Annotated in this window: 11 protein-coding genes; 2 read left to right on the top strand and 9 right to left on the bottom strand. The window is 71.6% G+C overall.

The window, feature by feature from the left end; all coding sequences use genetic code 11:
* Positions 1 to 66: 66 nt before the first annotated feature.
* Positions 67 to 447, bottom strand: a complete 381-nt coding sequence (locus tag KIS93_RS25250) for a thioesterase family protein (protein ID WP_080045334.1) — start codon at positions 445 to 447, stop codon at positions 67 to 69.
* Positions 448 to 690: 243 nt separating this feature from the next.
* On the opposite strand from KIS93_RS25250, the gene KIS93_RS25245 reads away from it, so the two are divergent.
* The gene (locus tag KIS93_RS25245) at positions 691 to 2,370 is read left to right on the top strand and encodes a serine/threonine-protein kinase (RefSeq protein ID WP_080045335.1); all 1,680 of its coding nucleotides are present in this window, start codon (positions 691 to 693) and stop codon (positions 2,368 to 2,370) included.
* On the opposite strand, the gene KIS93_RS25240 is transcribed toward KIS93_RS25245, so the two are convergent.
* From KIS93_RS25240 to KIS93_RS25215, 6 genes are all read right to left on the bottom strand, one after another.
* Positions 2,371 to 4,017 carry an acetolactate synthase gene (locus tag KIS93_RS25240; protein WP_080045336.1) on the bottom strand — a complete coding sequence of 549 codons (1,647 nt, stop codon included), beginning with the start codon at positions 4,015 to 4,017 and terminating at the stop codon, positions 2,371 to 2,373. It lies immediately after the preceding gene.
* A 40-nt stretch (positions 4,018 to 4,057) separates the two neighbouring features.
* Positions 4,058 to 4,834 (bottom strand): DUF4097 family beta strand repeat-containing protein, encoded by a 777-nt coding sequence (locus KIS93_RS25235; protein ID WP_080045337.1) that lies wholly within the window; start codon positions 4,832 to 4,834, stop codon positions 4,058 to 4,060.
* The gene (locus KIS93_RS25230) at positions 4,831 to 5,487 is read right to left on the bottom strand and encodes a response regulator transcription factor (protein ID WP_080045338.1); all 657 of its coding nucleotides are present in this window, start codon (positions 5,485 to 5,487) and stop codon (positions 4,831 to 4,833) included. The genes KIS93_RS25235 and KIS93_RS25230 overlap by 4 nt, the downstream gene beginning before the upstream one ends.
* Positions 5,478 to 6,638 (bottom strand): sensor histidine kinase, encoded by a 1,161-nt coding sequence (locus KIS93_RS25225; RefSeq protein WP_080045339.1) that lies wholly within the window; start codon positions 6,636 to 6,638, stop codon positions 5,478 to 5,480. Before KIS93_RS25225 ends, KIS93_RS25230 begins: the two co-directional genes overlap by 10 nt.
* Positions 6,639 to 6,715: 77 nt before the next feature.
* Positions 6,716 to 7,417: a dethiobiotin synthase gene (gene bioD / locus KIS93_RS25220; RefSeq protein WP_080045340.1), complete on the bottom strand. Its 702-nt coding sequence runs from the start codon at positions 7,415 to 7,417 to the stop codon at positions 6,716 to 6,718.
* Positions 7,414 to 8,133 carry a GntR family transcriptional regulator gene (locus tag KIS93_RS25215; RefSeq protein WP_080045341.1) on the bottom strand — a complete coding sequence of 240 codons (720 nt, stop codon included), beginning with the start codon at positions 8,131 to 8,133 and terminating at the stop codon, positions 7,414 to 7,416. The genes bioD and KIS93_RS25215 overlap by 4 nt, the downstream gene beginning before the upstream one ends.
* A 462-nt stretch (positions 8,134 to 8,595) precedes the next feature.
* Between KIS93_RS25215 and KIS93_RS25210 the strand changes: the two genes are divergently transcribed.
* The gene (locus KIS93_RS25210) at positions 8,596 to 10,065 is read left to right on the top strand and encodes a PAS domain-containing sensor histidine kinase (protein WP_080045342.1); all 1,470 of its coding nucleotides are present in this window, start codon (positions 8,596 to 8,598) and stop codon (positions 10,063 to 10,065) included.
* A gap of 78 nt (positions 10,066 to 10,143) precedes the next feature.
* Here the strand turns inward: KIS93_RS25210 and KIS93_RS25205 are convergent, their stop codons facing one another.
* Both KIS93_RS25205 and KIS93_RS25200 read right to left on the bottom strand, forming a co-directional pair.
* Positions 10,144 to 10,398: a WhiB family transcriptional regulator gene (locus KIS93_RS25205; protein ID WP_080045343.1), complete on the bottom strand. Its 255-nt coding sequence runs from the start codon at positions 10,396 to 10,398 to the stop codon at positions 10,144 to 10,146.
* Positions 10,399 to 10,670: 272 nt separating this feature from the next.
* Positions 10,671 to 11,636 (bottom strand): diacylglycerol/lipid kinase family protein, encoded by a 966-nt coding sequence (locus tag KIS93_RS25200; protein WP_080045344.1) that lies wholly within the window; start codon positions 11,634 to 11,636, stop codon positions 10,671 to 10,673.
* Positions 11,637 to 11,648: the final 12 nt, after the last annotated feature.

The following is an 11,648-nucleotide window of genomic DNA, read 5'->3' as shown; positions in this document are numbered from 1 at the left end:
AGGTGGGCGCCGGCAAAGGGGGGCGCGCCGTCATCGAGCCGCGCGCTCTCAGCAAATGGCGCGCTCTCAGCGAGTGGCGCGCGCGAGGAACTTCGCGCGGTCGACCACGACGCGCTCGATCCTGCCCTTGCCGACCACCGTGCTCTGCTCGTGCGCCTCGAACGCGAAGACCAGCCGCCGCCCGTCCACCTCGACGAGCTCCACGCTCACCTGGACGTGGGCGCCGAGCGGGCTGGCGGCCAGGTGGTCGAGCTCGACCCGGGTGCCGACGGACGTCTCGCCGGGCGCGAGGTGCTTCTCGACGGCGCGTACGGTCGCCGCCTCCGCCAGCGCGAGCAGCCGGGGCGTGGCCAGCACGGGCACGTCCCCGCTGCCGATCCGCTTCGCGGTGTCCTCCATCTCGACCATGATGAGCAGGTGAGCGCGCAGACCTGGAGTGAGCGTCATGAGATGAGCCTCTCATGGGGTCGCCGAGTTCCCGGAAACGCGGACAAGTACCGCCGGAAGGCCCCAGGATAGGCTTTGTACGGCTTGAGGCATTTGAGTGGCATGTGGGTCAGGTGAGTCGTACACTCTCTGAGTTCCGTGACCACTGTGTTACCTCACCGCGACAAAACTTCGCTTTGTTGGAGATCCGCGGGGTGGGCGAGGTAAGAGGGTTACGGATGGTAGGGGGGTAGCGGGGGAATCATGGTGGCCCAAGGGACGACGCTGGCGGGGCGGTATCGGCTGGATACCCGCATCGGCGCCGGTGGCATGGGTGAGGTGTGGCGGGGCGAGGATGTCGTGCTCGCACGCACCGTCGCCGTCAAAGTGCTGCTCCCAGGCCGCATGCAGGACCCCGGGTTCGTCGCTCGCTTCCAGGGGGAGGCGCGGGCGATGGCCACGATCAACCACTCCGGCGTGGTCGACGTCTACGACTACGGCGTCAGCGGCGACACCGTCTACCTGGTGATGAAGTTCGTCGACGGCGAGCCGCTCGACCGTCTGCTCGGCCGGCTGGGGCGCATCCCGCCGCAGCCCGCCATGGAGCTCATCGCGCAGGCCGCCTCGGCCTTGCAGGCGGTGCACGACCAGGGCATCGTCCACCGCGACGTCAAGCCGGGCAACCTGCTCGTGCAGCGCGACGGCACGCTCGTCCTCACCGACTTCGGCATCGCCCGCTCCGACATCGCCAGCCGGCTCACCGACGCCGGCATGGTGCTCGGCACCGCCGCCTACTGCGCTCCCGAGCAGGCCGAGGGCGCTCCCGTGACGCCCGCCGTGGACATCTACGCGCTCGGCGTGGTCGCGTACGAGTGCCTGGTGGGCCAGCGGCCCTTCGACGGTGACAGCGCGGTCACGATCGCGCTCAAGCACATCCGCGAGGCCCCGCCGCCGCTGCCCCAGGACATCCCGCAGGCGGTGCGCACGCTGGTGGACATCGCCCTGTCGAAGGACCCGGCCAGGCGCTACCCGAGCGCCCGCGCGATGAGCGAGGCCGCCAGGGCGATCGCCAGCGGGCAGGCGCCCGCCGTGCCCGAGCTGGCCACCGGCTCCACGATGGCCCAGCCGCCGCAGCAGCAGTACCAGCAGCAGCCGACCGGTCAGCAGTACCAGCAACAGCCGACCGGCCAGTACCAGCAACAGCAGCAGTACCAGCAGGCGGCCGGCCAGCACGACTCGGGCCCGTACCAGACGGGCGCCAGGATGGCGCACGAGGACACCACGATCTCCGACCGGCGCGGGAGCCGCCGTGCGGCCAAGGCGCCGCGCAGGACCGGGCTGATCGCGGGCATCGCCGCGGCGGTCGTGCTCGGCGCGGGCGCCACCGCAGTGGCGCTGACGGGCATGCCCCTCGGCGCTCCTGAGCCCACGGTCACCGCCACCTACCAGGGCAACGACACCAAGCCCACCAAGACGGCCAGGCCCCCGTCCAAGACCTCGGAGCCCGAGCCCGACCCGACGACGGAGGAGCCGCGGCCGACCACCCGGCCGCCGACGAGGTCGCAACAGGTGCCGGAGAAGACCGAGGAGCCGACGAAGACGCCGTCCGGCACGCCCTCGACCCCTCCGCCGTCCACGTCGAAGTCGCCGAGCCCGACCGCGTCCGGCAACAAGGTGCTGATGCCGAACGTGGTCGGCAGGCGCTACCTGGAGGCGGTGGACATGATCGAGGCGGCCGGCCTGCTGTCGAACCCCGACGACCAGACCACCACCACCGACGGCATGCGCTGCGGCCGGGTCAAGGCGACCACGCCGGGCGCGAACAAGCCGGTCACCAAGGGCACCACGGTCACGCTCGTCGTGGTCGACAGCGTCTGCCCCGAGGACGGCTCGCCCTCGCCCACGGCGACGACGCCCACGCCCACCTCCACGCCGAAGGGGTAGTCACACCCCCGTCGTGTTGCGGGGGTAGGCGATCTGCGGGTCGGTGGCGATGTTCACCAGGTACGGCACACCGGAGTCGAACGCCCTGCGCAGCGCGGGCCCGATCTCCGACGGCTTGGTGACCAACTCGCCGCCGCCGCCGAGCGCGGTCACGACCTGGTCGTAGCGGCACTGCGGCTGCAGCTCGGCGGCCACGTCGTAGCCGTACAACATCTGCATGGGGTGCTTCTCCAGGCCCCACATGCCGTTGTTGCCGCAGATCATCACGACCGGCAGGTTGTGGCGGACGAGGGTGTCGACGTCCATCAGCGAGAAGCCGGCGGCGCCGTCGCCGAGCAGCAGCACCACCTGCGAGGACGGCCTGGCCAGGCGGGCGGCGATGGAGTAGCCGAGGCCGGTGCCGAGGCAGCCGTAGGGGCCCGGGTCGAGCCAGTTGCCGGGCTGCTTCGGCTCGACGTACTTGCCGGCGTAGGAGACGAAGTCGCCGCCGTCGCCGATGACCACGGCGTCGTCGTCGAGGACGCGGTTGAGCTCGCCGTAGATCCGCATGGGGTGGATCGGGTCGGAGCCGGAGGACAGCAGCTCGGCGTCGCCCTCGATCGCGGCCGAGGCGGCCTCGGACAGCTTCGTCACCCAGGACGCGTACGCGTCGGGCTTGACGCCTGCCTCGCCGCAGGCGGTGCCGAGGCCCCAGAACACCACCGACAGGTCGCCGGCGGCCGACGCGGCCGGCTGCATGTGCGTGGCCAGCTGCGAGGGCGCGTCGGCGATGTGCACCACCCTGGCCAGCGGCGCGCCGTCCTTGCCGCCGAACCAGCCGTAGCCGAGGCGGAAGTCGAGCGGCGTGCCGACCACGATGACCAGGTCGGCCTGGCCGAAGGCGAGGCCGCGGGCGCGGGTGACGAGCAGCTCGTGGCCGGCCGGCAGGATGCCGCGGCCCTGCCCGTTGGGGATGACCGGCAGCCGCCACGTCTCGGCGAAGTCGCGGGCGGCCTCCTCGGCGCGGTCCATCCACACGTCGGAGCCGTAGACCAGCACCGGCCGCTCGGCCTCGGCCAGCAGCCGGGCGATGCTCGCCAGGGCGTCGGGGTCGGGCTCCAGCGGCGACGGCGACTGCGTGCTCACGTCGTGCAGCGGCGCGGGCGAGAACAGGTGGTCCATAAAGAAGTCGAGGAAGACCGGGCCGCGGTGAGGCGCGACCGCCGTGCGGAAGGCCACTTCGACGTCCTGGCCGACGGACTCGGCGCCGGAGGCGGTGAACGCGAGCTTGGTGATCGGCTCCAGCAGCGGCGGATGGTCCATCTCCTGCAACGCGCCGCTGCCCCAGCGGGACTGGGGCGCCCGCCCGCCGAGCACGACCACGGGGGAGCCGTTGAAGTGGGCGGTCGCGACGCCGCTGACGCCGTTGGTGATGCCGGGGCCCGCGGTCAGCACGGCCAGGCCCGGTTTCCTGGTCAGCCTGGCGGTCGCCTCGGCGGCGAAGACGGCGCTCTGCTCGTGGCGTACGTCGAGGATGCGCATGCCCTCGTGCACCGCTCCGTCGTAGAGCGGGAAGACATGCCCTCCCGACAGGGTGAACATGGTCTCGACACCATAGGCCTTGGACACGGCGACGGCGGCGTCACCGGCGTGCTTCGCAGACTCCATGCCGGGAACTTACCAACCAGTCACACGGGTAAACAGGTCTTCATCGGCAGCACACGTTCACGAGGCCGTCGGGGGCGGTCACGGTGATCTTTCTTGACGCGCCGGGGGCGTGCCTGACGTCGACCGTGGTGTTGGCGCCCTGCACGGCCACGTCGTACTCGGTGGGCGGCACCTGGAGGGAGACGTCGCCCGCCGTCCGCACGACCACCTTCGCCTCCGAGGGGGCGCTGCGGAAGGCCAGCTCGACGTCGCCGGAGCCGACCTCGACGTCGGCCCGGGCGCCGCGCAGCCCGTCGCCGTCCACGCGGCCCGTGCCGGTGCGTACGTAGAGGTCGCCGGCCAGGGAGTTGACGTTGACGTCACCGGAGACGGAGGTCAGGCGCAGGTCGCCGAACAGCTCGTCCACCGTGAGCTGGCCGACGGACGTGGCGGCCTCCACCGAGGTCTCGGGCGGCACGGCCACCAGGTAGTCGGCCTCGCAGATCGGGCCGTCCGGCTGGTCGTAGCCGAGGCACACGGCGTCGAGCCGCAGCGTGCGGGCGGCGCCGTCCCAGTCCTCCGTGACGGTGGGCCGGTCGCGGGACCAGCTCAGCGACCGCCGGATGAGCAGCTCGCCCGCCTTGCCCGACACGATCCACAGGTTCACCTGGCCCTTGCCGGTCTTGACGCGCAGCTCCTGGCCGTCGAACGGGATGGATCTCATGGTGACGTCGGTCGGGGTCCTGGCGCCGGCGAAGCCGTTCCAGAGGCCCACGGTGGACACCGTGAGCACGACCACGGTGGCCACGGTGCCGGCCGCGAGCCACAGAGCTCTCACGGCAGGCTCCGGATCTTGAGGAACTGCAGCACGGCGAGCACCCGCCGGTGGTCGCCCTCGGCGGGCGGCAGGTCGAGCTTGGTGAAGATGTTGCCGATGTGCTTGCCCACGGCGCCCTCGCTGAGCACCAGGGCCTGGCCGATGCCGGCGTTGGAGCGGCCCTCCGCCATCAGCTGGAGCACCTCGTGCTCGCGGGGTGTGAGCCGCTCCAGCGGGTCGCTGTTGCCGCGCAGCAGGAGCTGGGCCACCACCTCGGGGTCGAGCGCGGTGCCGCCGGAGGCGACCCTGCGCAGCGCGTCGATGAACTCCGCGACGTCCGCCACCCGGTCCTTGAGCAGGTAGCCGACGCCGCCGGCCGAGGCCGACGCGAGGAGCTGGGCGGCGTAGCGCTCCTCGACGTACTGCGAGAGCACGAGCACGGCCAGGCCCGGCTGCTGGCGGCGCAGCACGAGCGCGGCCCGCAGGCCCTCGTCGGTGTGCGTGGGCGGCATCCTGACGTCGGTGACGACCAGCTCGGGCCGGTGCTCCTCGACCGCCCGCAGCAGCCCCTCAGCCTCGTCCACGGCCGCGACCACGTCCATGCCCGCCGCGGCCAGGAGCCGGATCAGGCCCTCTCGCAGCAGTACGGAATCCTCTGCGAGCACTACTCGCACGGCAGCTCCACCTCGATCGTCGTCGGTCCGCCCAGCGGGCTGGACAGCTTCAGCCGCCCGTCGACGGAGTCGATGCGCTGGGCCAGGCCGCGCAGCCCGGTACCGCCGTCCATCCTGGCACCGCCGCACCCGTCGTCGTGCACGAGCACGTGCAGGCGGTCGCGCTCGCGCCGCACGAGCACCTCGGCCTTGGTGGCCGCCGCGTGCTTGGCGATGTTCGTCAGCGCCTCGGAGACGGTGAAGAACGCCACCGCCTCGATCGTCGGGGTGGGCCGCCGCTCGATGTCCACCGTCAGCTTGACGGGGAACGGCGCGCGGGCCGCCACGCCCGATAGCGCCGCGTCCAGCCCCTGGTCGTTGAGCACGGCGGGGTGCAGGCCGCGGACGAAGTCGCGCAGCTCCTTGAGCGCCTGCTTGGCCTCCTCGTGCGCCTGCGCGATGGCCTCCTTGGCCGGCTCGGGCAGGTCGGTCAGGGTGGCCCTGGCCAGCCCGAGGTTCATGGCCAGGGAGACGAGCCGCTGCTGGGCGCCGTCGTGCAGGTCGCGCTCGATCCTGCGGCGCTCGGCGTCGGCCGCGTCGATCACGCCGGCCCGGCTCTCGGTCAGCGTCTCGATGCGCTGCCCCAGCTCCGTACGGCTCGGGCCGAGCAGCGTACGGGCCACCGACAGGTCGAGCGCGGCCATGCCGCGGGCCAGGAACGGCGCGAGCACCAGCAGCGCCAGCCCGATCAGCATGAAGACGATCTGGACCCGGTTGTCCCTGAGGTTGAACATGAACTCCAGCGGCGGCTCCTCCAGCTTCGGCGGCAGGAACGCCAGCAGCCCCACGATGGCCCCGCCCCACGCCAGCCCCACCAGGACCGCGCCGGCCAGGCCCACCACCGGCGACAGCAGGTGGTAGCCGATCTGCCGCCACGTCGGCGAGTCGCGCCAGCCGGTCGGGGCGGGCACGGGCGGGATGCGCACGCCCTGGAAGGCGTGCAGCCGCGAGCGCTGCACCCGGGTGAACCAGGGCAGGGCGTGCCGCAGCACGGGCGGCGCCACGGCCAGCGTCAGCGTCAGCCCGCCGAGCAGCACGGCGACCGGAAAGCCGATCATCACATGGGCCGTGTCCAGCCAGGCTCGCGCCGACCAGGGGCGGGGGACTTTCATGCCTCAAAGGTATTGACCGTGAGCGAGGACGTGAAATGGGTCTGGTGTGCCGGTGGGAGGTGGGGTTAGCCCCACCCTCAGGACAGGGGCCCCCTGAACGCGCCGCCCAGCGTGACGCCGAGCCCTTGCCGCGCCGCCTCGGTGAACGCCCGGCGGTCGCGCAGGCCGCCCATACCCTCGGGCAGCGCACCCGCCAGCGGCCGGGCGGCCAGCATCTCCAGGTCGGCGACGCTGCTGAGCTCGGCCGGGCCGGGAGCGGCGGGCCAGCGGCCGATGACGATCCCGGCCAGGTCGAGGCCGTGGTGGGCCAGGGACTCCAGGGTGAGCGCGGTGTGGTTGACGGTGTCGCCGCCGACCCGTGCCACGACGAGGACCTGCGCGCGCAGGGCGCGGGCCAGGTCGGCGATCGTGGCGCCCTCCTCGTCGTAGCGGTCGAGCAGCCCGCCGGTGCCGTCCACGACGACCAGGCGGTTGCTCGCGGCCAGCTCCCGCACCAGCGTCGCGGCCGCCGACAGCGACACCGGCGGCGTCCCGGCGGCCCTGGCGGCCGCGGCGGGCGGCAGCGGGCAGGGGAAGCGGCCGAGCTCGAAGGTGGTGGTGACGCCGGACAGCCGGATGACCTCGTCCACGTCGCCGGGCTCGCCGGCCGCCCGCCCGGTCTGCGCGGGCTTGACCACCGCCGCCGTGGACCCGCGCGCCAGCGCCAGCGCGGCCAGCGCCGCCGTCACGACCGTCTTTCCCACGCCGGTGCCGGTGCCCGTGACGACGAGGACGCTCATGGGCGGCGCAGGCGGGTGACGAACTTGTACCGGTCGCCGCGGTAGAGCGACTGTGCCCACTCGACGGGGTTGCCGTCGGCGTCGAAGGCGTGCCGGGTGAGCAGGAGCATGGGCAGGCCGACGTCCACGCCCAGGGCCTTGGCGTCGTAGGGGGTGGCCAGGACGGTCTCGATGATCTCTTCGGCGTCGGTCAGCCGGACGTTGTAGGCGTTGTGCAGCGTCTCGTACAGGGACGCGTGCACCTCCAGCTCGCGCCGCAGCCGGGGGAAGCGGCGGGCGGACAGGTGGGTGGTGTCGATCGAGACGGGCTCGCCGTTGGCGAGCCTGAGCCGGTGGATGCGCAGCACCCGCCCGCCGGGGTTGATGGCCAGGCGCCGCGCGAGCGCCTCGTCGGCGGTGATGTAGCCGATCTCCAGGATCTTGGTGTCCGGCTCCAGCCCGGCGGTGCGCAGATCCCCGATGTACGAGGTGAGCTGCAGCACCTGGGCCACCTTGGGCTGCGCCACGAACGTGCCCTTGCCCTGGATGCGCAGCAGCCGCCCCTCGACGACCAGCTCGGTCAGCGCCTGGCGGACGGTGGTGCGCGAGGTCTCGAAGCGGACGGCGAGCGTGCGCTCGGGCGGCAGGGCCGTGCCGGCGGGCAGGGTCTTGGTGAGCTCGAGCAGGGCCCGTTTCACGTCGTAGTACTTGGGAACGCGGGGGCTGTCGTCTGTCACGCTCTCACCTTCACTTCTGCCACGGCGGTGAGGGCGTGTCTGATCACCGCGAGATCATCGGAACTCACTTTGGCCCGAGCGGTCAACCGCGGGCTGGAGCGGCCCGCAGGCTCCGGGCGCGTACGGGTGTGAGCACACGCGGATCCGGGCAGCTCAGGTTGATTGTGAAGGATATCCACAGCAGCGTGCGCGATCGCAACCGAGGCCGGTCCGCGCGCCGTGTCGCGGAAGAACCACCTGGCCGTGTGGATCACCTCCGGCTGGCCGTGCACCGCTCCACCCTGGGAACCGGCGGCTGCGCCCGTGTGACGGTTCTCACAATATGAGATTGACCCTCCACAGTATGGTGTTATGCCCCCGCTGTGGTGAACCCTGCCTGCTCGTCCCCTATCGGCTCAAGCCCGCCCCCTCTGACCGGGAGTCGGTTTGGTTGTTGCGGGGGAAAGCACGCATGATGCACTCGTGCCGACTCTCAGCGACCTCGTAGCCCGTCACACAGCGCTCGACGAGGCAGATCTCGACTGGCTGCACTCGCTGGTCTCCGACTGGCAGCTGCTGGCCGACCTGTCGTTCGCCGACCTCATCCTGTGGGCGCCGCTGCTGGGGGAGAGCGGCTGGATCGCGATCGCCCAGATGCGGCCGACGACCGGCCCGACCGTCTACCACGACGACATCGTCGGCACCGTGGCCGCCAAGGGCGAGCGGGCCCTCATCGACACGGCCTGGAACGAGCGCCGCATCTGCCGCGAGGGCGACCCCGACTGGTCCACCGGCGTGCCGGTGCGCGAGGAGACCATCCCTGTGCGCCGGGCGGTCGAGGGCGGCGAGGGCCGCTTCCTGGCGGTCATCCAGCGCTCCACGAACCTGTCCTCGGCCCGCACGCCGTCCCGGCTGGAGCTGACCTACCTGCAGAGCGCCTCCGACCTGGCGCAGATGGTGGCAGAGGGCCGCTTCCCGTTCTCCGGCGAGGAGCCGATCCTGGTGCGCTCGCCGCGCGTCGGCGACGGTCTGCTGCGGCTCGACCGGGCCGGGCGCGTCACCTACGCCTCCCCGAACGCGCTGTCCGCCTACCGGCGGCTCGGCCTGCACGCGGACCTGGTCGGCGCCGAGCTGGGCCGGGTCACCGCGACCCTCTGCTACTCGGACGAGCCCATCAACGAAGACCTCATGATCGTGGCCAGCGGGCGCGCGGCCAAGGAGACGGAGGTCGAGTCGGGCGGCACGATCGTGCAGCTCCGGGCCATCCCGCTGATCGTCGGCGGCGGCCGCATCGGCGCGCTCGTCCTCATCAGGGACGTCACCGAGCTGCGCCGGCGCGAGCGCGAGCTGATGACCAAGGACGCCACCATCCGCGAGATCCACCACCGGGTCAAGAACAACCTGCAGACCGTGGCCGCGCTGCTGCGGCTCCAGGCCAGGCGGCTGCAGGTGCCCGAGGGGCGGGAGGCGCTGGAGGAGGCGGTGCGCAGGGTCGGGTCGATCGCGATCGTGCACGAGACGCTGTCGCACGCGCCCGAGGAGTTCGTCGACTTCGACGAGATCGCCGACCGCGTGATCGCGATGGCGGGAGAGGTGTCGTCACCGGAGGTGGCCGTCACGCCGAGGCGGGTCGGCGGGTTCGGGGTGCTGCCCTCGCTCATCGCCACGCCGCTGGCCATGGCGCTGACCGAGCTGTTGCAGAACGCGTTGCAGCACGGGCGGCCCAAGCGGCTGGAGGTGGTGGTCGAGTCCGCGCACGAGCGGCTCAACGTGACCGTCTGGGACGACGGCCGCGGCCTGCCCGGGGGCTTCGACCTCGACAGCTCCACCAGTCTGGGGCTGCAGATCGTGCGTACGCTGGTCGAGGGGGAGTTGTCCGGGCGGCTCACCATTGAGCCGCGCCTGGAGGGCGGCACGGAGGTTGCCCTGTCGATCCCGCTCCCGCCCGGCTGACGGCACAGTGACAGTCGGCGGGCCGCTGCTGCGGTGCGGCCGGCGTCGGGGTTCGGTTTTTCGGGGGAGTTACGGGGGTCAGGCGGTGGCGCGGGCCCGGGCGCGGGCGGTGCGGCGCTTGAGTGCGCGGCGCTCGTCCTCGCTCATGCCGCCCCAGACACCGGCGTCCTGGCCGGACTCCAGCGCCCACTTGAGACACATCTCGACGGCCGAGCAGGAACGACAGACCTGCTTGGCCTCCTCGATCTGCATGAGTGCCGGGCCGGTGTTGCCGATCGGGAAGAACAGCTCGGGGTCCACGTCACGGCAGGCAGCTCGGTGGCGCCAGTCCATGCGTCCACTCCTTAGTAGATGGAGCCTCTGGTCGGCTCCGTGCGGCTACTACTTTGTGAAGAGTTTCACTAACTCGCGCGAACAATTACCCGGATCCTGTGAGGACCGGGGTTGCCCACTGAGCATCGGAGGACCCTGGGGTGTTTAAAGGTCCTACGTTCCGACGTCATGAACGAGCCTGTCAGCCACGGAGAGTGCACGCAAGAGGGTTGGCGGGAAGTTTTGGCGGTTATGGATGTCGGATGCGTCACACAATGACCGAATGTAACCGGCTAGACCAGAACTTGTAACGCGTTCGGTGTAGACCGGAATGTCACGGTTTCGCGTTCGCCCAGGTAGTCGCCGTCCAGCTGGAAGGCCACGGGGCGGTCGGCGGTGAGCGTCAGCTCGGCCTCGTCGTGCATCTGCACGAGGTGCCGGCCGGACGGAAGGATGTCACTCTCCGTGAGGATGTGCCGGATCGTCTTCGCCAGCGTCATCGGCCCCATGCGCCGCAGGCCGAGCAGATCCAGGCCCGTCTCGAAGCTCGCCCATGGGGTGGGGCGGACCGGCCGGCTGCCCACGTACGTCCACGGCGAGGTGTTGGAGACGATCGCCATGAACACCCCCTCGGCGGGCGGGATGCCGGGGCCCGTCACCGTCATCGCGGGATGCCGCTTGTCCGTGGCCAGATAGTGCCTCAGAGCCGTGTTCACATACCGTGCAGGGGTAGCCTTACGGCCGGTGCCTCTCAGGCCCTCCACGGCCCGTACAACCTCCGCGTCGTAGCCGAGCCCCGAGCAGAAGGTGAAGTAGCGGCTCTGCCCCTCCCAAAGGGCTTGGCCCAAACCCACGGTCCGGCGCCGGTCCTCCCTGAGCGCCTCCAGCACCTGGCCGGTGGACTCCACCGGGTCGTTCGGCAGGCCCAGGGCGCGGGCGAAGACGTTCGCGCTGCCGCCCGGGATGACGATCAGCCCTGGACGGCCGGCGCTGGGATTGCCGCCGTGGGCCGGGTCCTCGCCGTTGACCGGGTTCAGCAGGCCGTTGACGGTCTCGTTGATGGTGCCGTCGCCGCCCAGCACCGCCACCACGTCATAACCCTTGGCTCGCGCGGTGGCCGCCAGCGACGCGGCGTGCCCGCGGTAGCGGGTCTCCTCGACGGCGAGCTCGACCGCCGCGCCGAGCGCGCGGATGAGCACGTCCCGGGTGCGGGCATTCGTGGTCGTGGCCTTGGGGTTGACCAGCAGCATTGCGCGCATACGGCCAGCGTA

The sequence above is a fragment of the [Actinomadura] parvosata subsp. kistnae genome (genome assembly GCF_900323885.1).
Classification (GTDB): Bacteria; Actinomycetota; Actinomycetes; order Streptosporangiales; family Streptosporangiaceae; genus Nonomuraea; species Nonomuraea composti.
This window is presented reverse-complemented; position numbering and strand designations above follow the sequence as displayed.

Excerpts from the sequence above, each read along its gene's own strand:
- KIS93_RS25240 (WP_080045336.1), bottom strand. The coding sequence starts at position 4,017 with ATGGAGTCTGCGAAGCACGCCGGTGACGCCGCCGTCGCCGTGTCCAAG.
- KIS93_RS25200 (WP_080045344.1), bottom strand. The coding sequence starts at position 11,636 with ATGCGCGCAATGCTGCTGGTCAACCCCAAGGCCACGACCACGAATGCC.
- KIS93_RS25205 (WP_080045343.1), bottom strand. The coding sequence starts at position 10,398 with ATGGACTGGCGCCACCGAGCTGCCTGCCGTGACGTGGACCCCGAGCTG.
- bioD (WP_080045340.1), bottom strand. The coding sequence starts at position 7,417 with ATGAGCGTCCTCGTCGTCACGGGCACCGGCACCGGCGTGGGAAAGACG.
- KIS93_RS25250 (WP_080045334.1), bottom strand. The coding sequence starts at position 447 with ATGACGCTCACTCCAGGTCTGCGCGCTCACCTGCTCATCATGGTCGAG.
- KIS93_RS25245 (WP_080045335.1), top strand. The coding sequence starts at position 691 with ATGGTGGCCCAAGGGACGACGCTGGCGGGGCGGTATCGGCTGGATACC.
- KIS93_RS25225 (WP_080045339.1), bottom strand. The coding sequence starts at position 6,638 with ATGAAAGTCCCCCGCCCCTGGTCGGCGCGAGCCTGGCTGGACACGGCC.